The sequence below is a fragment of the Rhodococcus huquni genome, assembly GCF_055231055.1.
Genome location: NZ_JBUYWE010000001.1, coordinates 228,314 through 247,950 on the forward strand (window position 1 = coordinate 228,314; position 19,637 = coordinate 247,950).

The 19,637-nt window shown below is 64.9% G+C and carries 21 protein-coding genes and 1 tRNA gene; 12 read left to right on the forward strand and 10 right to left on the reverse strand.

The window, feature by feature from the left end:
- Positions 1-10: 10 nt before the first annotated feature.
- The 3 genes from ACZI8R_RS01080 to ACZI8R_RS01090 all read left to right on the forward strand — a co-directional run bounded on the left by ACZI8R_RS01080 (position 11) and on the right by ACZI8R_RS01090 (position 1,904).
- Positions 11-853, forward strand: coding sequence for a serine hydrolase domain-containing protein (locus tag ACZI8R_RS01080; RefSeq protein ID WP_463377712.1), 843 nt, complete (start codon positions 11-13; stop codon positions 851-853).
- A gap of 129 nt (positions 854-982) precedes the next feature.
- Positions 983-1,492 (forward strand): DUF3145 domain-containing protein, encoded by a 510-nt coding sequence (locus ACZI8R_RS01085; RefSeq protein WP_463377713.1) that lies wholly within the window; start codon positions 983-985, stop codon positions 1,490-1,492.
- Between the two features lie 55 nt (positions 1,493-1,547).
- A complete protein-coding gene (locus ACZI8R_RS01090) occupies positions 1,548-1,904 on the forward strand; it encodes a hypothetical protein (protein ID WP_463377714.1) in 357 nt (118 codons plus the stop codon).
- 167 nt (positions 1,905-2,071) lie between these two features.
- Here ACZI8R_RS01090 and ACZI8R_RS01095 read toward each other — a convergent pair whose 3' ends face one another.
- The 6 genes from ACZI8R_RS01095 to aceE form a co-directional block, all read right to left on the reverse strand.
- A complete protein-coding gene (locus tag ACZI8R_RS01095; RefSeq protein WP_463377715.1) occupies positions 2,072-3,505 on the reverse strand; it encodes an acyl-CoA carboxylase subunit beta in 1,434 nt (477 codons plus the stop codon).
- 108 nt (positions 3,506-3,613) lie between these two features.
- Positions 3,614-4,861: a KasA/KasB family beta-ketoacyl-ACP synthase gene (locus tag ACZI8R_RS01100; protein ID WP_463377716.1), complete on the reverse strand. Its 1,248-nt coding sequence runs from the start codon at positions 4,859-4,861 to the stop codon at positions 3,614-3,616.
- A gap of 8 nt (positions 4,862-4,869) precedes the next feature.
- Complete coding sequence (gene acpM / locus ACZI8R_RS01105) at positions 4,870-5,181, reverse strand: meromycolate extension acyl carrier protein AcpM (RefSeq protein ID WP_463377717.1); 312 nt, start codon at positions 5,179-5,181, stop codon at positions 4,870-4,872.
- Positions 5,182-5,292: 111 nt separating this feature from the next.
- Positions 5,293-6,210, reverse strand: a complete 918-nt coding sequence (locus tag ACZI8R_RS01110) for an ACP S-malonyltransferase (protein WP_463377718.1) — start codon at positions 6,208-6,210, stop codon at positions 5,293-5,295.
- Positions 6,211-6,337: 127 nt separating this feature from the next.
- Entirely contained in the window at positions 6,338-7,609 is a 1,272-nt protein-coding gene (locus ACZI8R_RS01115; protein WP_463377719.1) for a PucR family transcriptional regulator, read from the reverse strand.
- A gap of 78 nt (positions 7,610-7,687) precedes the next feature.
- On the reverse strand, positions 7,688-10,429 hold the full coding sequence (gene aceE, locus ACZI8R_RS01120; protein ID WP_463378183.1) for a pyruvate dehydrogenase (acetyl-transferring), homodimeric type: 2,742 nt from the start codon (positions 10,427-10,429) through the stop codon (positions 7,688-7,690).
- Between the two features lie 363 nt (positions 10,430-10,792).
- Here aceE and ACZI8R_RS01125 point away from each other — a divergent pair, with 363 nt between their 5' ends.
- From ACZI8R_RS01125 to ACZI8R_RS01140, 4 genes are all read left to right on the forward strand, one after another.
- Entirely contained in the window at positions 10,793-11,347 is a 555-nt protein-coding gene (locus tag ACZI8R_RS01125; protein ID WP_463377720.1) for a hypothetical protein, read from the forward strand.
- A gap of 170 nt (positions 11,348-11,517) precedes the next feature.
- The gene (locus tag ACZI8R_RS01130) at positions 11,518-11,943 is read left to right on the forward strand and encodes a DUF3052 domain-containing protein (RefSeq protein ID WP_463377721.1); all 426 of its coding nucleotides are present in this window, start codon (positions 11,518-11,520) and stop codon (positions 11,941-11,943) included.
- A gap of 29 nt (positions 11,944-11,972) precedes the next feature.
- Positions 11,973-12,437 (forward strand): peroxiredoxin, encoded by a 465-nt coding sequence (locus tag ACZI8R_RS01135; protein ID WP_463377722.1) that lies wholly within the window; start codon positions 11,973-11,975, stop codon positions 12,435-12,437.
- 31 nt (positions 12,438-12,468) lie between these two features.
- Positions 12,469-12,543 (forward strand) — tRNA-Val (locus ACZI8R_RS01140).
- A gap of 26 nt (positions 12,544-12,569) precedes the next feature.
- Here ACZI8R_RS01140 and ACZI8R_RS01145 read toward each other — a convergent pair.
- Positions 12,570-13,166 (reverse strand): dihydrofolate reductase family protein, encoded by a 597-nt coding sequence (locus ACZI8R_RS01145; protein WP_463377723.1) that lies wholly within the window; start codon positions 13,164-13,166, stop codon positions 12,570-12,572.
- Between the two features lie 179 nt (positions 13,167-13,345).
- Between ACZI8R_RS01145 and ACZI8R_RS01150 the strand changes: the two genes are divergently transcribed.
- From ACZI8R_RS01150 to ACZI8R_RS01160, 3 genes are all read left to right on the forward strand, one after another.
- A complete protein-coding gene (locus tag ACZI8R_RS01150; protein WP_463377724.1) occupies positions 13,346-13,786 on the forward strand; it encodes a VOC family protein in 441 nt (146 codons plus the stop codon).
- 120 nt (positions 13,787-13,906) lie between these two features.
- Positions 13,907-14,146, forward strand: a complete 240-nt coding sequence (locus ACZI8R_RS01155; protein ID WP_463377725.1) for a hypothetical protein — start codon at positions 13,907-13,909, stop codon at positions 14,144-14,146.
- A gap of 98 nt (positions 14,147-14,244) precedes the next feature.
- On the forward strand, positions 14,245-15,249 hold the full coding sequence (locus ACZI8R_RS01160; RefSeq protein WP_463377726.1) for a cobalamin biosynthesis protein: 1,005 nt from the start codon (positions 14,245-14,247) through the stop codon (positions 15,247-15,249).
- Here ACZI8R_RS01160 and ACZI8R_RS01165 read toward each other — a convergent pair.
- The 3 genes from ACZI8R_RS01165 to ACZI8R_RS01175 all read right to left on the reverse strand — a co-directional run bounded on the left by ACZI8R_RS01165 (position 15,166) and on the right by ACZI8R_RS01175 (position 17,323).
- The gene (locus tag ACZI8R_RS01165) at positions 15,166-16,071 is read right to left on the reverse strand and encodes an SURF1 family cytochrome oxidase biogenesis protein (protein WP_463377727.1); all 906 of its coding nucleotides are present in this window, start codon (positions 16,069-16,071) and stop codon (positions 15,166-15,168) included. The two genes, ACZI8R_RS01160 and ACZI8R_RS01165, sit on opposite strands and share 84 nt — an antisense overlap.
- A gap of 93 nt (positions 16,072-16,164) precedes the next feature.
- On the reverse strand, positions 16,165-16,650 hold the full coding sequence (locus tag ACZI8R_RS01170; RefSeq protein WP_463377728.1) for a low molecular weight protein-tyrosine-phosphatase: 486 nt from the start codon (positions 16,648-16,650) through the stop codon (positions 16,165-16,167).
- A complete protein-coding gene (locus tag ACZI8R_RS01175) occupies positions 16,643-17,323 on the reverse strand; it encodes an HAD hydrolase-like protein (protein WP_463377729.1) in 681 nt (226 codons plus the stop codon). The genes ACZI8R_RS01170 and ACZI8R_RS01175 overlap by 8 nt, the downstream gene beginning before the upstream one ends.
- A gap of 77 nt (positions 17,324-17,400) precedes the next feature.
- On the opposite strand from ACZI8R_RS01175, the gene cobC reads away from it, so the two are divergent.
- Both cobC and ACZI8R_RS01185 read left to right on the forward strand, forming a co-directional pair.
- Entirely contained in the window at positions 17,401-18,450 is a 1,050-nt protein-coding gene (cobC, locus tag ACZI8R_RS01180; RefSeq protein ID WP_463378184.1) for an Rv2231c family histidinol phosphate aminotransferase CobC, read from the forward strand.
- A gap of 11 nt (positions 18,451-18,461) precedes the next feature.
- Positions 18,462-19,589 carry a Nif3-like dinuclear metal center hexameric protein gene (locus ACZI8R_RS01185; RefSeq protein WP_463378185.1) on the forward strand — a complete coding sequence of 376 codons (1,128 nt, stop codon included), beginning with the start codon at positions 18,462-18,464 and terminating at the stop codon, positions 19,587-19,589.
- The last annotated feature ends 48 nt before the right edge of the window (positions 19,590-19,637 follow it).

Below are 19,637 nucleotides of genomic sequence, written 5' to 3' on the forward strand. Positions count from 1 at the left end.
GGCTGTCGGCGTGGACAGCGTCGAATCGAACTCCCTCAGTCGAATTGCACAGTGGCCGGTGGACAACGCAGCCGCGTGTGTCGTCGATGCATCGGGAGCGATCTCGTCGTACGGCGGTGTCGACAGGGTGTTTCCACTGGCCTCGGTGACGAAACTGCTTGTGGCCTACGCGGTCCTGGTTGCCGTCGAAGAAGGTGCAGTCGAACTCGACCAGTCGGCAGGCCCCGAAGGCTCGACGGTGCGGCATCTGCTCGCGCACGCGTCAGGGCTCGCGTTCGGCGAACACACCGTCCAGGCGCCGCCGGCAACGAAGCGGATCTATTCGAGTGCGGGCTACGAGGTGCTGGCGCAGTTGGTGGCCGACGAGTCCGGCATCGACTTTCCCGACTACCTGCGAGAGGCCTTGTTCGAGCCGCTCGGAATGAGCACCGCTGCGCTGACGGGCTCCGCGGGGCACGGGGCGCAGGCGTCGGTCTCGGACCTCGCACGTTTCTCCTCGGAGTTGCTCGAGCCGTCCCTGATTGCCGCACAGACCTTCGAGGCCGCCACGTCCGTGCAGTTCCCCGGTCTCGACGGGCTGTTGCCGGGCTACGGCCGTCAGCGGCCCAACGACTGGGGCCTCGGATTCGAACTCCGGGATTCGAAGAATCCGCACTGGACCGGGGACACGAACTCGACGGCAACCTACGGACACTTCGGCCAGTCGGGCACATTCCTGTGGGTCGATCCGGCGGTGAAGACGGCGTGCGTCGTGCTCACGGACCGTGATTTCGGGGACTGGGCAAAGCCGTTGTGGTCCGAGGTGAGCGACGCGGTGGTCGAAGAACGCCGCATGGAAAAACACACATCCTGACACAAAATTCTCGCCAACCACTGGCGCAACACGGCTAACACGAGGCACACTGGTAAATCGAGTGCTCCGCAGCATGTCGACAGAGGTCGTTGGGGAAGACGTCCCTCGTCGAATTGCAGGAGGCTCAAAGTGCGCGCATTGAATCAGTTCGCGGACGTGACGACCGGTGTGGTCTACATCCACTCGTCGCCCGCCGCGCTGTGTCCACACATCGAGTGGGCGCTGACTGCCACTCTCGACAGTCGTGCCGATCTGAAGTGGGCTGCGCAGCCGGCTTCCAGCGGGGTATTGCAGGCCACGAGCGACTGGGTGGGGCCGGTAGGGACCGGGGCACGCCTGGCGAATGCGCTCCGAGCCTGGCCGATGCTGCGTTTCGAAGTCACCGAGGACGCCAGTGAGGGCGTGGACGGCGAGCGGTACAGCCACGTCCCCGGGCTCGGCCTCTGGCATGGATCCACGAGCGCCAACGGCGACGTGGTGGTCGGCGAGATGCGTTTGCGGGCCATAATGTCGGCTGGCGGAAATGTCGCCGCAGAATTGGACCGAGCGCTCGGCTCCGAATGGGATGCAGCTCTCGAGCCGTTCCGGAGCGGCGGCGAGGGCGCAGAGGTCACCTGGCTGCCCCGGCAGGTCGGCTGAAACGGGCTACTACTCAGTCGCGATACACCGATCGACACCGGCGAGGGGCGTACCGATGAGAATGTCGAAGGCAGCAGCGGCAGTCGCAGCAATGGCCAGCGGATTGAGCCTGGCATTGGCGCCGACAGCGTCTGCGACCGACCCAGCTTTCCCGGACGACCCCTATGGCTTTCACGACTATCAGGACCGGACCGACTACCTGGTGACACCGTTGGATCCCGGAGCCATCATCGGTGACAAGACGACCCGCCCACTCGTCATCAGTCCGTACGGTCGGACGCAGAAGATCGAGTGCCGCGGTGACGGGCACTACGTGGGCATCACCGATTGTCGCCAGTACGACACTTCGGGGGTTGCGCACGATCTGAAGATGCTCAACGTCTTCGCTCGTGCCGTGTGGGTGTACGTCTGACGGTAGGTCCGACGCCTCAGCTGGCTTCGAAGGTTCCCCGAGGCCCCGGTATCAGGCCGAGGCGACTCCGGAGCCGGTTGCGAACAGGACCCCTGCAATGCAGGCGCTCGTAGCGAGACCTCCCATGACTGGCACTCGCTACCTCACTGCTCGCATCCGAAGTCCGGTCACAAGGGGATGTTCTTGTGGCTTCCTCGTGCGGGGGCGGCTGCAGCCAGTGCTGCTGCGACCACGCTGCGTGTCTTCGCGGGATCGATCTCCTCGTCCACGACGCCGATCTCGACCGCGCGGGCGACCCCGCCTGCGATGGCCTCGTGCTCGACCGCGAGACGGTCGTGCAGAGCTTCACGCTCTTCTTCCGGCGCGGCGGCGAGTGCTCGCTTGTGGAGGATGCCGACGGCAGCCTTAGCGCCCATCACGGCCACCTCGGCGCCGGGCCACGCGTACACGGCAGTGGCACCGAGCGCCCTGGAGTTCATGGCGATGTAGGCGCCGCCGTAGATCTTGCGGGTCACCACGGTGACGCGGGGGACGGTGGCCTCGGCGAAAGCGTGCAGCAACTTGGCGCCGCGACGGACCACGCCTTCCCACTCCATGCTGACGCCGGGGAGATACCCGGGAACATCGACGAGAACGACGAGTGGAATGCCGAACGCGTTGCACAGGCGGACGAATCGCGCCGACTTCTCGGCGCTCTCGGAGTTCAAGCACCCGCCGAGGCGAAGCGGGTTGTTGGCGATGACGCCCACGGTCCGACCGCCGAGACGACCGAAGCCGGTGACGATGCTGCGGGCGTAGTTTCCCTGCAGTTCTTCGAAGCTGGATTCGCCTTCGACGTTGTCGAGAAGCTCGTGCACGATCGGGCGCACGTCGTACGCGCGCTTGGCCGATTCGGGCATGAGGGCGCGGAGATCTGTGTCGCCGTGCTCGGCGGCAGTCTGGTCGAAGTCACCCTGTTCGGCGATCATCGTCACGAGACGCCGGGCACGATGCAGGGCGTCGTCCTCGTCACGGGCGGCGATGTGAGCGACACCGGACTTCTTGGTGTGCGTATCGGGTCCACCCAGCGAGACCATGTCGACCTGTTCGCCGGTCACGCTGCGAACCACGTCCGGGCCTGTCACGAAGACACGCCCTTCGGGCGCCATGATGACGATGTCGGTGAGCGCCGGCCCGTAGGCGGCGCCGCCCGCGGCGAAGCCGAGAACGACGGAAATCTGTGGGATGCGGCCGGATGCCCGCACCATGGCCTCGAAGACGAGCCCCACTGCGTGGAGCGCCTCGACGCCTTCGGCGAGACGAGCGCCGCCGGAGTGCCAGAGACCGACAATCGGCATCTCTTCGTCGAGTGCTGTGTCGATTGCCTTGACGATGTGCTTGCAGCCGTCGACGCCCATCGCGCCACCCATGACGGTGGCGTCGGAGCAGTACGCGACGCTGCGAACGCCGTCGATGGTGCCGGTCGCGGCGAGTACGCCGGACTTGTCGGGCTCGTGGAGTGTGGTGACAGTGCCGGCGTCGAAGAGACGCTCGAGGCGAGCCAGGGGATCGCGCGGATCGGTCGACTGATCAGATTTCGTCGACGGTGCCAAAATTGTCATCGCGTCCTCCTGTAGCGGGCCCTCACTTGGGCTGTCGATGAGTGGAGATTCCGCGTTACGCATCGTGCGGAATCTCCACCCGCGATCTAGCTGTTTCGAGCCGAGTTCTTATGCTCGGCCGAAGGCGAGCGCGACATTGTGCCCACCGAACCCGAACGAGTTGTTGAGCGCGAAATCGATCTGGCCGGTTCGGGCTTCGCCCTTGACGACATCGAGGTCGATTTCTGGATCCTGATTCTCGAGATTGAGCGTGGGCGGAATGATTCCGTCACGCACACTCAGGACCGTGAGCACCGATTCGAGTGCGCCGACGGCGCCGATCGAGTGCCCCAACGCGGACTTGGGTGCGTACACCGCGGCGTGATTGCCGACAGCAGAATTGATGGCGTTGGCCTCTGCAGTGTCGCCGATCGGAGTTGCCGTGGCGTGTGCGTTGATGTGCTGAATGTCCTGCTTCGTCAGCCCGGCCGTCTGGATGGCCCGTGTCATCGCCCGTGCAGCGCCGGCTCCCGAGGGATCCGGAGCGACGATGTGGAATCCGTCCGACGTGATACCCGCGCCCAGAAGACGAGCGTGGATGGTCGCGCCGCGAGCCTTGGCATGCTCTTCGGTCTCGAGGACCATGAGCGCGCCTGCCTCACCGAAGACGAATCCGTCGCGATCCTTGTCGAACGGACGCGAAGCACCCTTCGGGTTCTCGTTGTTGGTGCTCAGCGCACGCATCATCGCGAAGCTCGCGATCGGGACGGCGTCGAGGTATCCCTCGACACCACCGGCCACGATGATGTCTGCGTCGCCCATGATGAGCATCCGGTAGGCGTGAGCGATGGCCTCGGAACCGGAGGAGCACGCCGAGACCGGGGTGATCACACCGGCACGAGCTCCGAGTTCCAGCCCGACCGTTGCGGACGGGCCGTTCGGCATGACCATCTGGACGGAGAACGGAGACACCTTGCGGTAGCCACCGGTCTTCATCTTGTCCACGGCCTCGACGAGAGCTTCGCCGCCGCCGAGTCCCGTTCCGATGACGACACCGAGACGGTCCTTGTCGACCTCTGGACTGCCGGCCTCCGCCCAGACCTTGCGGCCGAGGACGATTGCCAAGCGCTCGACGAAGCTCATTCGCCGTAGTTCGACGCGGGAGAGCGACTCGTCGGGGGACACCTTGAGGTGCCCACCGATCTTCACCGGAAGATCGTTCTCTTCGATGAAGGCGTCGTGAAGGACGTCGATGCCGCTCTCGCCGGCGAGCAAGCCCTTCCACGTGCCATCCACATCTCCGGCGACCGACGTCGAAGCAGCAAGGCTCGTGACGACGACGTTGGGGAAATTCCCGTTACGGGTTGCGGAAGTCACGGTTGGGCTCATTCCTCGTCGTTCTTGGATGCTTCGAGCTTTGCCTTCACGGCCTCTGCCTCGGCGCCACCCTCGGCCTCGAGCTTCTGGATGTAGTTGACTGCGTCACCGACGGTGCGGAGGCTTGCGAGGTCCTCGTCGGGGATCTTGACGCCGTACTTGTCCTCGGTCTGGACGGCGATCTCGACCATGGACAGGGAGTCGATGTCGAGGTCGTCGACGAAGGACTTCTCGGTGGTCACCTCGGAGGGTTCGATGCCGGTGACCTCCTCGATGATCTGTCCGAGCTCGGCAACGATTTCTTCCTGGGTGAGTGCCACGGGGTGGCTCCCTTCTGGTTCGGTGTAGATGATCAATTTCCAGTTGTGCGGGTTCGAGCCGGTCGGCTCGGACCCGCGGGCCCGGCGCGCACCTGGGGTGCGCGCAGCAAACTAACCGACTTTGCTGAGCTCGGCCAGTGCGGGAATGTCCCCGGGGGTCTTGAGTGCCAACGTCGGCGTGCCACGCATTTCACGCTTGGCGATGCCGACGAGTGTTCCGGCCGGGGGAAGTTCCGCGATCGCGGAAATCTGGGCGTCACGCAGAGTTGCGGTGCACAGATCCCAACGCACAGGTTTGGTGACCTGCGCGGCCAGCTTAGTCAGAGCGTCGGAGCCGGACGCGACCGCCGCGCCGTCCGCGTTGGACAACAGGGTGCGAGTCGGCTCGGACGGGGTGATCTTGGCGGCGGCAGCGGTGACCGCTTCCTGCGCGGGCGCCATGAATCGAGTGTGGAAAGCGCCTGCGACCGGCAGGCTGCGCACGCGAGCCTTCTCCGGCGGGTTCGCGGCGAGTTCCTCGAGTGCTGTGAGGAGTCCCGCAGCGACGATCTGACCGGCAGCGTTGCGGTTGGCGGGTTCCAGTCCGAGTTCGTCGAGTCGGCTCAGGACAGCTTCCTCGTCGCCGCCCAATACCGCAGACATCCCAGTGGGTTCCAAGGCGCAGGCCTTGGCCATCTCGGCACCGCGAACGGCAGCGAGTGCGACCGCGTCATCGGCGGTGAGTACACCGGCAACCACGGCGGCTGCGAGTTCGCCGACGGAATGGCCTGCGGCGATCGTGTCCGCGGGAACGAGTCCCTGACGCTCGATCTCCTCGTAGGCGAGCAGGGCAGCTGCGACCACGAGAGGCTGAGTCACCGCAGTATCGGTGATCTCCTCCGCGGTTGCGGTGGTGCCGAGGCGAACGAGGTCGAGGCCGGCAGCCTTCGACCAGAGTTCGACTCGATCCTGTGTGCCGGGAAGCTCGAGCCAAGGGCTGAGCATCCCGGGTGTCTGAGAGCCCTGACCCGGGGCGAGCAACGAAATCACTACTCAAGAGAACACCGTGACACCTGTGATGCGAGATGTCGTAGGGAATGAACTCTGACGACCAGATTTGTAGGGTTTCCACAAATTCCCAAGTGGGAGCCCGACATCGCAAGTAGGGGTCCGGGCGTTACAGCACCACTTCTCCATATGTGAAGGGTGTGACTGCTGTTAAACGGGGGGTCGTTTCGTGATGGGATTGAGTCAAACGACCGACAGTGGCTGCAACCCTGAGCACGTACGCATCACGGGGATTCGTAGGTTCCCGGCCAGTAACTTCCGCGATTCTCTTGAGTCGATACCGGACAGTATTTGGATGAACAAACAGCTGCCGAGCGCACGTCTCGACGGCGCCACCGCAGTCGAGGTACGCGTCGAGCGTGTCGGTGAGGACGGAACCTGCGGCGGAAAGCGGCGCTACCAGGGTGTCGTTCAATGCAGCTACTGCCGCCGAGTCACCCAGCAACGCTCGTTCGGGAAGCAACTCGGCTGCGAAGACGGGGCGCGGGGCTCCGCGCCAACCCGACACGGCCTGCATTCCCGACAACGCCTCGACCGCGCTGAAGTGGGCAGCACCCAGAGTCGGCGTGGTCGGCCCGATGACCACCGGCTCGTCGGCGAACTTGGTGAGCAGATCGACCATGAAAGGTGAACGACCTGCAGGTTCGTGGAGTTCGCCGCTCACCACCATGACCAATCGCGAACCCTGAACCACGGCCAGGGCGGCCCGTTGATGTTTCTCGGCGATCGTGTGGACGGTCCCGACCACCGAGACGCGCTCGTCGGGCGGGGGAGTGCCGACTATAACGGTGGCCGGCGCGGTCGCGTCCCAATTCAGGGTCGCTGCTCGCGAGAGCATGTCGGAGCCGGTGTCGCCGCGAACCACGGCGTCGACGACCAATGCCTCGAGGCGCGTGTCCCAGGCGCCGCGCGACTCGGCGGCGCTCGCATAGACGGACGCGGCGGCGAACCCGAGTTCACGTCCGTATCGAAGTACCGCCTCGGTGAGAGCGACGAGCTGCTGGTCGTTCCGGGCGAGCGCGGGCAGCCACTGCTCGAAGAACTCCATGGCGACCCGGACCATGTCCACCGTCTGTCTCAAGGTGAGGCGGCGGGCGAGGTCTTGCGGAATCACCTGGAACGCGTCGAGGCTGAACCGAATGTCGTTCTCGGGGTCCTTGAGCCATTCGAGAAAGTTCACGACTGCGGTCTGTACGAGCAGTTGCACGTTGGCTCGCTGTGAGGCGTCGAGATCGTCGAAGAACGGGAGCTGGTCTTGCATCGTCGTGACGGCCTCGGTCGACAGACGCCCCGAGAACTGCTTGACCCGCCGCAGCAGTGCATCCGGCAAGGGGTCTCGCGTCTGCTTTCGGCGGGATACCAAAGGGCTCTGCTCTGCCATGATCACGAACCTACGCCCACCGCCGTGCGCTGATGAAGCAACACGGCGGTGGGCGTGATCGTTCGTACCTGCTACGAGTCAGGAGACCCCGGGGTCGCTCGTCTGCTCGGGTGCGGCATGCACGTCGTCGATTCGGTACCGACTCGCGGCTTCGACGGCCTTCGACGGTTCGATCGAACCGTCCTTCCCGAGCGCGACGAGAGTCGCGACCGCGATGGACTCTGCATCGACGTTGAACACCCGCCGCGCAGCGGGGCGGGTATCGGAGAAGCCGAATCCGTCCGTGCCCAGAGTGGTGTAGTCGCCCGGAACCCACTGGCGAATCTGATCAGCGACGGCGCGCATCCAATCCGATGCGGCGATGACGGGTCCCTCTGCGGACGACAGCGCCGTGGTCACGTACGGAACCGGCTCCTCCTGGCCGGCCGAGAGCAATGCGGTCTTCTCGCATTCGACTCCGTCGCGGCGCAGCTCACCCCACGACGTGACGGACCAGACGTCGGCCTGCACGCCCCAGTCGTCGGCCAGAAGCTGCTGCGCACGCAGTCCCTCGGGCATCGCGACGCCGGACACCAGAATTTGCGCCTTCGGTCCCGATCCGGTGGCTTCCTTGTATCGATAGATGCCCTTGAGAAGGCCCTCGACGTCGAGACCTTCAGGCTCTGCCGGCTGTACGTAGGGCTCGTTGTACAGCGTGATGTAGTAGAAGATGTTCTCGCCGCCGAACCCCTCGACGCCCTCGGTGCCGCCGTACATGCGCCGCAGACCGTCCTTGACGATGTGCGCGATTTCGTAGGAGAACGCGGGGTCGTAGGCGACAGCTGCAGGGTTGGTGGACGCCAGCAGCAGCGAGTGGCCGTCGGCGTGCTGCAAGCCTTCGCCTGTCAGCGTCGTGCGACCGGCAGTCGCACCGAGTACGAATCCTCTGGCCATCTGGTCCGCTGCAGCCCACAGGCCGTCGCCGGTGCGCTGGAAACCGAACATCGAGTAGAAGATGTACAGCGGGATCATCGGCTCGCCGTGCGTCGCGTAGGACGACCCCACTGCCGTGAACGACGCCGTGGACCCGGCCTCGTTGATGCCCTCGTGCAGGATCTGCCCGGTCTCGCTCTCCTTGTAGGCGAGCATCAGATCGGCATCCACGGCGGTGTAGAGCTGACCGTTGCGGTTGTAGATCTTCAGTGAGGGGAACCAGGAGTCCATCCCGAACGTGCGTGCCTCGTCCGGGATGATCGGCACGATTCGCTTCCCGATCTCCTTGTCACGCAACAGTTCTTTCATGATGCGCACCAACGCCATCGTGGTGGCAACCTGCTGTTTCCCGGAGCCCTTGCGGACGACGTCGTAGGTCTTGTCCGGTGGCATCGGCAGTGGGGCCGCGTTGGTGTTGCGGGACGGGAGGAAACCGCCGAGCGCGCGGCGGCGCTCGAGCATGTACTGAATCTCCGGTGCATCGTTGCCCGGGTGGTAGTACGGCGGCATCTTCGGGTTCTTCTCCAACTCTTCGTCGGAGATCGGAATGCGCTGCTGATCGCGGAAGTACTTCAGGTCTTCCAAGGTCAGCTTCTTCATTTGGTGCGTCGCATTGCGGCCCTCGAAGTGCTTACCGAGCGTGTAGCCCTTGATCGTCTTGGCGAGGATGACGGTCGGCTGACCCTTGTGCGCCATCGCGGCCGCGTAGGCGGCGTGGATCTTGCGGTAGTCGTGGCCACCGCGCTTGAGGTTCCAGATCTCGGCGTCGGACAGGTCCTTGACGAGGCTCTTCGTGCGCGGATCCCGGCCGAAGAAGTGGTCGCGAACGAAGGCGCCGTCATTTGCCTTGTACGTCTGGTAGTCGCCGTCCGGGGTCACGTTCATCAGGTTGACGAGAGCGCCGTCCCGGTCGGCGTGCAGCAGTGAGTCCCATTCGCGTCCCCACACGACCTTGATGACGTTCCAGCCGGCGCCGCGGAAGAAGGATTCGAGTTCCTGAATGATCTTGCCGTTGCCGCGGACGGGGCCGTCGAGGCGTTGCAGGTTGCAGTTGACCACGAAGGTCAGATTGTCGAGACCCTCGGTTGCCGCGACGTGCGCGAGGCCACGCGACTCGGGTTCGTCCATCTCGCCGTCGCCGAGGAAGGCCCACACGTGCTGCTCGGAGGTGTCCTTGATGCCTCGATCGTGCAGGTAGTGATTGAATCGCGCCTGGTAGATGGCGTTCATGGGGCCGAGCCCCATGGAGACTGTGGGGTACTCCCAGAAATCGGGCAGCAGCCGTGGGTGCGGGTAGGACGGCAGACCGCCGCCTTGATCCGCATGGCTGTGTTCCTGACGGAACCCGTCGAGTTGGTCGGCTTCGATTCGTCCTTCGAGGAAGGCGCGGGCATAGATACCGGGGGAGGCGTGTCCCTGGATGAAGATCTGGTCGCCGCCGCCGGGATGATCCTTGCCGCGGAAGAAGTGGTTGAAGCCCACCTCGTACAGGGCGGCAGAGGACGCGTACGTGGAAATGTGACCGCCTACGCCGACACCCGGACGCTGCGCCCGAGTGACCATGATCGCCGCATTCCACCGGATGAACGCCCGGTAGCGGCGCTCGACCTCCTCGTCACCGGGGAACCAGGGCTCGTTCTCGGTAGGAATGGTGTTCACGTAGTCCGTGGACGTCAATGCCGGCAGTGCGACGTGCTTCTCGCCCGCGCGCTCGAGCATGCGCAACATCAGATAGCGGGCCCGGGTCGGCCCGGAGCGGTCCAGCAGGCCGTCGAACGACTCGAGCCACTCGTGGGTCTCGTCCGGGTCGATGTCCGGCAGGTACGACGCAACACCCTCTCGGATCACGCGAACGCGTTCACCGTGTGGCGCGGGTGCGTCGCCACGACCGGCATTCTCGTTCTTCGCTCCGCCGGGTGTGTTGGCGTTCGAGTGCGAAGCGGGCTCCTGAATCAGGTCTGACAAGGTTGCTCCTCTTTGTGGTTGAACACCTGGTGCGGTGTCCGTTCCATGCGATCGGGCCTTGGTGGGCTCGATCCGTCGCCTCTTCGATAGGTATGGCGCATGCCTCATCTTTCCCCATTGCGTGAGCGTCGGCACGCCCCCCTTCGGTTACTCGCCGGTAGTGTTTGCGCTGGTAAGGATGAAGCTTGTTGAATCGGGCGGATGCCGTCGCACGGTGGCATGCCGCCGAGACAGGAGGGGAGATCGATGGGGAGCCACACACCACGTGGTCGCAGGGCGGGCACACCTCGCTTCGGCGTGGCGGCGTCGGCTGGTGCCGTGCTCGCAGGGTTCGCGCTGATTTCCGGATGTAGCACGGCCGTCGACGGTATGCCCCGCCAGAACGACGCCGACGCATCCGAATATGCGGCAGAGGCGACGTCGTCGTCCGCTGCTGCATCGTCGTCGAAGGCTGCAGCAGACGCCCAGGCAGTGGTGGACGATGCGTGCTCCGAGTTCTATGAACAGTCGAACACTGCGGTCGACCAATACAACCTCTTCATCGATGCTGCGAACGGCGATGCGCCCGACACCGATGCGAAGGCGTCGGAAGCGGCAGGTGCGCTGCGGTCCGCTGCCGATGTCGCTGGAGGGCAAGCCGCGAAGGTGCCGCCCGAGTTGGCTCGTTTGTTCACCGACTACGCGAACACCTATCGGGATCTGGCGGGTGCTGTCGACGGTGGACAGACCGGTGATGCGCTCAACGATCTGGCGCACCGCGGAGACGACATCAAGGACGCTATCGGTGCGGAATGTCCCTAGACGCCGCCCGACACCGTAGTGTCGAGACGAATGACGGTTTCGTGCATTTATGGAACTTTTCCGCGTGGTCGGCTTGCGCGAACGCCGTCGAGCATGTTCGCTTCACATATTGATCTTCACCCATACGGTGCCCGGATACTCGGCGCCATCGACAAAAGGAGGACCTCACCGTGGTCGCCGCGGCGGACGCCCAGAGCTATGTTCAGAAACTCGGAATCACTGCCGAAATGGTGGTACAGGAACTGGGCTGGGACGAGGACACCGACGACGACCTGCGTTCAGCGGTCGAGGAGTTGATCGGTGGCGAGATTCTGGAAGACGATTCAGACGAGGTGATCGACGTCGTGCTGCTGTGGTGGCGCGACGAAGACGGTGACCTGGTCGATGCCTTGATGGATGCCATCGGACCTTTGTCGGACGAGGGCTTCGTGTGGGTCCTCACCCCGAAGACAGGGCAGCCGGGGCACGTGGAACCGAGCGAGATTGCAGAATCCGCTCCCACGGCCGGCCTGACACAGACGTCGGCCGCCAACCTCGGTCAGTGGTCGGGTAGCCGATTGGTGCAGCCGAAGTCTCGGCCGTCCAACAAGCGCTGACCGACACCTTCTTCGATCAAGGATCTGACATGCCACTGGAAGTGGGCAGTGCTGCCCCGGATTTCACGCTCAAGGATCAGAACAACCAGGAAGTGACGCTCTCGGACTACCGAGGCGCGAAGAATGTTCTCCTGGTGTTCTATCCGCTGGCCTTCACCGGCACGTGCCAAGGTGAATTGTGCAAGGTTCGTGACGAACTGCCGAAGTTCGAGAACGACGACACTGCCATTCTGGCAATTTCGGTCGGAGCTTCGCCCACGCACAAGATCTGGTCGGCAGAGCAGGGATACACCTTCCCGTTGCTGTCGGACTTCTGGCCACACGGTGAAGTTGCGCAGGCCTACGGGGTCTTCAACGACAAACTCGGCTTCGCCAATCGCGGAACTTTCGTGATCGACAAAGAAGGCGTCGTTCGATTCTCCGAGATGAACGGTCCCGGAGAGCCCCGTGACCAGGGAGCTTGGGAGAAAGCGCTCGCCGCGCTAGAGTCCTGATGCGCGTTTCGGCGGATTCCGCCGGACGTTCGGGCGTGTAGCTCAGTGGTAGAGCTCTGGTTTTACACACCAGCGGTCGGGGGTTCGAAACCCTCCGCGCCCACCAAGTTCGAGAAGTAATGCAGGCTGCGCTCAGGCGTATTCGGGGCGGCCACCCACGCGGTAGGTCAGGGCGACGATGCCCGTGCTGAACACTCGGGAGTCGATCAGGTCGAGGCCGAAGTCGGTGCCCCGATCAGGGAACAGGCGGGTGCCTTCGCCGACGATGACCGGAAACTGGATCAGGTTCAGCTCGTCGACCAGTTCGTTTTCGAGCAGCCACCGAGCCAGGGCTGCGCTACCCACCACGAGAAGTTCGCCGTCGGTGTGCGCCACGAGCTCGCGCACGCGGGCCGCGACGTCGCCGGAGATGACCGTCGTCTGCTCCCAGGCCGGGTCGGTCACGGTGGTGGAAACCAGGTACTTCGGCTTCGAGCTGATCGCCTCGCCGAAGCTGCCATCGTCGCTGCGGGCACCCCAGAATGCTTCGAACAGAGAGTATGTCTTCCGGCCGAGCAGGAACGCGGCCGGTCGCCGCCAGGTGTCGAGGATGTATTGCACGGCCTCGCTGTCGTTGAGTGGGAGCGCCCAGCCGCCGCGAGTGAAACCGGGGTCCATCTCCTCGTTGTTGCCGCCGTTGGCCTGGATGACGCCATCGAGGGTGAGCTGCATGCTGATAGTGAGCTTCACGGCGAGTTCCCTTCGTGCACTCTGTTGTTCGCCACCCTATCGAGAGGACTCGGTGTGTGGTCGCACTTCCCGTCAGGCCGCGTGATCTGCTGACAAGCGTTCGATGTGATGTCGAGATCCCAGGCCGGGTTCCGTCCCAGAATCGACATCGTAAGTACGACAATTCGAAGATGGACCCCATGGCACACGTAAAACGCTTCGATCACATCGGCATCACCGTCGCAGACCTTGCTTCGGCTACGGCATTTTTCGTCGGATTGGGTCTCGAGGTGGAGGGCACCGGTTCGGTGGAAGGTGAGTTCGTCGAGACCGTCTGCGGTATCCCCGGCGCGCACTGCGAGATTGCCATGCTGCGGCCGCCCGACGGCGGTTCGCGGCTGGAGCTCTCGTCCTTCGTCAAGCCCGACCACGTGCCCGGGTCACCGGCGGCGATGGCCAACGAGTTGGGACTGCGCAACGTCTCCTTCGAGGTCGGTGATCTACAGGCGGCCGTCGACGCGGTGGCCGCAGACGGATACGGACTCGTCGGTGGGATCGGCGAGTACGAGAACAGCGTGCGGATGGCCTACGTGCGGGGGCCCGAGGGGATCATCGTGTCCCTGTTCGAGCAGATCGGCTGATACGCCCTGACGCGAACGCGATCAGGAAGCTGACAGCGTGATCGAAGAGTGGTGCCAGCGGGGGTGGGCATCGTGGGGTTCGTCGGCAGAAGCCGGCGCACACACCAGCAGGAGGATCCCATGAAATCCGTCGTCACCAAGGTCGTCGCCACCAGTGGTATCGCGTTGGCATCACTGGGTATAGGAGCTGGTGTTGCCAGTGCCGCCCCGGTCGATCACCAGCCCGCGCCGACTCAGCAGCAGCAACATCAGCCGACTCCGCAGCAGCAATATCAGCCGGCTCCGCAGCAGAACCATCAGCAGCAGGCTCCGCAGGGTCACGGTTTCTGGATCTTCGGCACGTGGGTGCCCCTGCCCTGAGGGGGTTGCCTCGAATTGGGTGGGTGCGGTTCGTCGGATTCTGCGAACGGCACCCACCTGTCGGGGAGCGACAGTCGCTCACACGGTAGAACTACGTGGTGTCCTGGAGAAATGACGGTGTCGCCCGCGCAGCGGGTCTGCTGATCGGATTCGCCGCCGACCGCGTTCTGGGCGACCCACTTCGATTTCATCCTGTGGCCGGATTCGGAACGGTCGCTGCGCAGCTGGAAACCAGAACCTACCGAGATTCGAAGCCGGCCGGAGTCGTGCACGTTCTTGCTCTTGTCGGCGGTGTCGCGGTGAGCGGCGCCGCTGTCGAGGCGATCGCGCGACGGGCCGGGTGCGGCGGCGGGGTCCTCGTCACCGCGCTCGCGACATGGTCCGTTCTCGGTGGCACGTCTTTGGCACGCACCGGCGACGATATGGCTGCGTTGCTCGAGTGCAACGACACGGTGGGAGCGCGAGAGTTGTTGCCGTCCTTGTGTGGACGTGATCCGAGCGGGTTGGGCAACGATGCGCTGGCGCGGGCCGCGCTCGAATCGGTCGCGGAGAACACCTCGGACGCGATGGTCGGCGCTGTTCTCTGGGGCGCCGTGTGCGGACTCCCCGGCCTCGTGGGCTATCGGGCTGCGAACACTCTGGACGCGATGATCGGTTACCGATCGCCGAAATACACGAACTTCGGGTGGGCGGCCGCTCGGTGGGATGATGTGGTGAACCTGGTGCCATCGCGGCTCACCGGCGCGCTCACGACAATATTTGCACCATCGGTGGGCGGTAGCGCCTCGGCAGCATTCCGGGCGTGGCGACGCGACGCCGCCGAGCATCCGAGTCCGAACGCGGGAGTCGCCGAGGCGACTGCCGCAGGAGCTTTGGGTGTCTCGCTGGGCGGACGAACCGAGTACTCCCACGGCGTGGAGATGAGGCCGACCCTGGGAAGAGGCGATTCGCCCACAGCGAGTGACCTTCGCCGCGGCGCCCGATTGTCGCGGGCCGTGCAGATCGGTGCAGCGGTGGGATCAGCGGCGCTTGCCGTAGCGATCGGCGAGCTTCGCCTCCGTCGTCGTGAGCGTGGAACCGGGTTCGGGGGCCGGCGCCGGTGACGAGGTCGCGTCGTTTGTGACAGCGTCGGGTTGCTCGTCCTTCGCCGGATCCTCGTTCGGACTCGGCGGCTCGGCCGCCGCGGCCTTCTCCTTGCGACGTTCGAGCCATTCCGCGCGAACGAAGTAGGCAAGGCCGAGTGGCGCCATGATCCCGAAGGCCAACCACTGCAGGCCGTAGGACAGATACGGTCCGGCATCGAGCTGGGGCATCGGAATGGTGCCGAGACCGCCCGGCTGATCGGGTTCGAGCTGGACGTACGCGTTCATGAGTTCGGTGCCGGTCAACACTGCGACCTGTCCGGCGTCGATGAAGTAGACCTGCTTCCGCCCGGCCTCCTCGAACGGCTCCTTGCCCGGCACAGTGCCTTCGGACATTCGGACGCGACCGTCGAGTGTGTGATTTCCGCTGGGCGCCGGGTCGATGGGGGGCGCTTCGGTTCCTTGGAGGGGACGCACGTAACCGCGGTTGACGAGGATGGTTCCACCGTCGTCGAGCCGGAACGGAGTGAGCACCTCGTACGCGGGTTGGGACTCGATGGCGCGCAGCCGGACGAGGACATCGCTGTCGGGCACATACGACCCCGTCGCGGTGATGCGCCGCCACTCCGAGTCGTCGTGGGGGGTTCCGTCGTCGAACAGCGACTCGATCGGGACGGGGTCCGCCTCCACCGAGTCCGCGATCTGCTGATTGCGTTGTTCGGTGGTGGTGTTCTTGCCGAGCTGCCACGGCGCGAGGACCGTGAAGCAGAGAAATGCGAAGGCGGCGACCACCAGAGCCAGTACCACCCAGCCCGGACGCAACAGGAACTTCAGTCTTCGCACGCCTCCACGTTAGCGGTCTCGCGGTCTGCGGCGTGTTCGTGGGGCCTGCAGGTGTGAGCCCGATCCCTGCGACAGTCGAGGTGGTCCATCGAATTACTCGAGGCGCTGTCGAATCCAGTTCAGCATGCCCGGGACAGCCGCAACGATCTCGTCGTGTACGCGCTCGAAGTCCTCGAGTTCGCCGTAGTAGGGGTCGGCCACCGACTCGGAGTCCGCATTCGCATCGAAACTGCGCAGCAGTCGTCGGCGCTCGGAGGGGACGCCGAGGGCCGCCAGACGCTGATCGTGGCCGGTTGCCATCGCGACGATCAGGTCGGCATCGAGGTGAAACGCCTCGACCTTCGCTGCGGTGTGACCTGTCGGGTAATCGTGCGCTTTCAGGACCATGTTCGTGCGTAGGTCGGCTTCCCGGCCCACGTGATAGCCGGTGGTTCCCGCGCTGCTCACCGTCACGACGTCGTCGAGGTGCTCGCGCCGAACATGCTCGGCGAAGATCTTCTCCGCCATCGGTGACCGACATATGTTGCCCGTGCACACGAAGGTGACGTGCAGGGGAGTGGCAGGGCTGCGGTCAGACATGATCGGCCAGGATCCTTCCGAGTTCGGTGGTGTCGGACACCGTCCAGCGCGCGCGCATCGACTCTTCGGGCGCGCCGTACCCCCATTCGACGAACACGGTCGGAATTCCCCAGCGCGCGGCCCCGTCGACGTCGTGATCGCGATCGCCCACCATCACCACATCGGGAGTCGCGCCCGCGACTGCTTCGGTGCCCAGCGCAGCGAGGGAATGGGCGATCACGTCCGACTTCGCACGGCGGCTGCCGTCCTCGCTGGCACCGCCGATGAACTCGAAGCGATCGGCGAGACCGAAGTGCTCCAGGATTCGCACCGCGATCTTCTCGTTCTTCGATGTCGCCACCGCGAGCCGCGCCGGCGATCGGCCGACCTCGTCGAGCAGATCGCCGATCCCCCCGAACACTGCGTTGTCCATCCACCCCGAAGAGTCGTAATGCTCGAAGTACGCGGCGATCGCCCGATCCACCGTCTCGTCGTCGAGACCGAACGATCGGAAGGTGTCGACCATCGGTGGCCCGACCACGCGGTCGAGCATCGCCTCGGTGGGCTCCGGCATCCCCACGGCGGCGAGCGCTCGTCGGAAGCCCTCGTGGATTCCCGGTGCCGAATCCGTGAGGGTTCCGTCGAGGTCGAAGAGCACGATGCGAGTGGGGGTGGGGGTCGATTCGTCAGGCACCACCGCATTGTCCTACACGGCGGGTCGGGCGGCAGAGGGTGTAGTTGGGCGGCGCTGACCTCAGGGGGTGTCCGGGCATCGTAGGCTCGGTTGTTGTGAGGACCCCCGCTGCCGACGTCGACGCACTGCGCCATCACGGCGATGTGGAGACGGCCCCGGATCTCTTGGACTTCGCCGTGAATGTTCGAGGCGCCGCCCCACCGGAGTGGTTGAAGCGCCGTCTCGTCTCCGCGTTGGACACGTTGGGTTCGTATCCTTCCGCCGCCGCCGATCGACGTGCTCGCGAGACCGTTGCGCGGAGGCACGGCAGGTCTCCCGACGAGGTTCTTCTGCTGTCCGGTGGCGCCGAGGGCTTCGCGATGTTGCCACGGCTCGAACCGAGCCTGGCGGCACTGATTCACCCGTCGTTCACGGAACCCGAGTGGATGCTTCGTGAGGCGGGAGTTCCCGTTGCTCGGGTGATTCTGGAACCTCCGTACCGGTTGGATGCGGACGTTCCTGCCGAAGCCGATCTCGTGGTCCTCGGCAACCCGACCAACCCCACGTCGGTGCTGCATTCGGCGGCAGACATCCACCGACTTCGACGGCAGGGGCGGATCGTCGTGGTCGACGAAGCCTTCGCGGACGCGGTCCCGGGAGAAGCCGAGTCGTTGGCGGGGGAAGCGCTTCCCGATGTCGTGGTGTTGCGAAGCCTCACCAAGACCTGGGCACTGGCAGGCTTGCGATGCGGGTACGCGCTCGGGCATCCCGACGTGCTTCGTCGGCTGCAGCACGGGCGAGCCCACTGGCCGCTCGGAAGCCTGCAGATCGAGGCGATCACGGCGTGCTGCGAACCGTTCGCGGTCGATCTGGCGCGCCGTCATGCCGAGGAGATCGGGACTCAGCGCAGCGAGATGGGCGCGCGCCTGACTTCACTCGGCGTCGACGTCCACACACCGGCCGCCGGCCCTTTTCTGCTGCTGAACGTGCCTCACGGCGGCGAGGTGCGGCGCGAATTGCGACAGCGGGGGATCGCTGTGAGACGTGGCGACACGTTCCCCGGGCTGGGCACCGATCATCTACGCGTGGCGGTCCGAGCCAGTCCCGAAACCGACGTTCTGTTCGAAGCGTTGAAGGAGATCTTGTGACGGAACAGCGAATGTTGCGAGTGGCGGATGTCATTGCCGAGCTCGAGCATGCGTACCCACCGGCGCTGGCCGAATCCTGGGACTCGGTAGGACTCGTGTGCGGTGATCCTGCCGATGCCGTGACGAAGGTGCTGTTCGCGGTGGACCCCACCGCCGCGATCGTCGACGAGGCGATCGAGTGGGGAGCGGAGTTGCTCGTCACGCATCACCCGCTTCTGCTCCGCGGTGTGGACACCGTGGGTGCACACACCCCCAAAGGGGCGTTGATTCACAAGTTGGTTCGGGCCGGCTGCGCGTTGTTCGCGGCTCACACCAACGCAGACTCCGCTGATCCGGGGGTGTCCGATGCTTTGGCTGCGGCCCTCGGGCTCACCGTCACCGGCCCCCTCGACCCGCAGCGCGGCGAGCCTCTCGACAAGTGGATGGTGACGGTTCCGAGTGAACACGCGTCGGAGGTTCGATCGGCCATGTTCGCGGCGGGGGCCGGCCGCGTCGGCAACTACGAGCAGTGCAGTTGGTCGACCGGGGGATACGGACAGTTTCTGCCGGTCGGGGCGGCGACCCCAGCGATCGGTGCCGTCGGTGAGCTCGAGAAGCTCCCCGAGGATCGCGTGGAAATGGTCGCACCCGGTCACCTGCGGTCGACGATCCTCTCCGCGTTGCGCGCAGCCCACCCGTACGAGGAGGTGGCGTTCGACGTGATCGAGATGGCGGCACTGCCGAGCACCCGTGGCCTCGGCAGAATCGGCGTTCTTCCTGCGCCCGTCTCGTTGCGCGAGTTCACGGAGACGGTGGCGACCGCATTGCCGAAGACGACATGGGGCGTGCGCGCCGCCGGTGACCCCGATCGACAGATTCGGACCGTGGCCGTGTGCGGGGGTGCTGGTGATTCGTTCCTCGACCGGGTAGGCAAGCTGGGTGTGGACGCATACGTCACCTCGGATCTGCGTCACCATCCGGCAGACGAACACCTGAGGACCGGAGGCCCCGCGTTGGTCGACGTTGCGCACTGGGCGAGTGAATTTCCGTGGTGTGGCCAGGCGAAAGATGTGCTCGACGACGCGTTCGGTGATGGGGCTGGACTGACGGTTCGCGTTTCCGGCGTTCGGACGGACCCGTGGACGCACAGCGCACGGTGACGGCCGATCAGCGGGGTACGGTTGCTACAACCGTCTTCGGATTCAAGT

Excerpts from the sequence above, each read along its gene's own strand:
- ACZI8R_RS01170 (WP_463377728.1), bottom strand. The coding sequence starts at position 16,650 with ATGTCTGACCGCAGCCCTGCCACTCCCCTGCACGTCACCTTCGTGTGC.
- ACZI8R_RS01115 (WP_463377719.1), bottom strand. The coding sequence starts at position 7,609 with ATGGCAGAGCAGAGCCCTTTGGTATCCCGCCGAAAGCAGACGCGAGAC.
- ACZI8R_RS01090 (WP_463377714.1), top strand. The coding sequence starts at position 1,548 with ATGAGAATGTCGAAGGCAGCAGCGGCAGTCGCAGCAATGGCCAGCGGA.
- ACZI8R_RS01135 (WP_463377722.1), top strand. The coding sequence starts at position 11,973 with ATGCCACTGGAAGTGGGCAGTGCTGCCCCGGATTTCACGCTCAAGGAT.
- ACZI8R_RS01185 (WP_463378185.1), top strand. The coding sequence starts at position 18,462 with ATGTTGCGAGTGGCGGATGTCATTGCCGAGCTCGAGCATGCGTACCCA.
- ACZI8R_RS01125 (WP_463377720.1), top strand. The coding sequence starts at position 10,793 with ATGGGGAGCCACACACCACGTGGTCGCAGGGCGGGCACACCTCGCTTC.
- ACZI8R_RS01155 (WP_463377725.1), top strand. The coding sequence starts at position 13,907 with ATGAAATCCGTCGTCACCAAGGTCGTCGCCACCAGTGGTATCGCGTTG.
- ACZI8R_RS01150 (WP_463377724.1), top strand. The coding sequence starts at position 13,346 with ATGGCACACGTAAAACGCTTCGATCACATCGGCATCACCGTCGCAGAC.
- ACZI8R_RS01095 (WP_463377715.1), bottom strand. The coding sequence starts at position 3,505 with ATGACAATTTTGGCACCGTCGACGAAATCTGATCAGTCGACCGATCCG.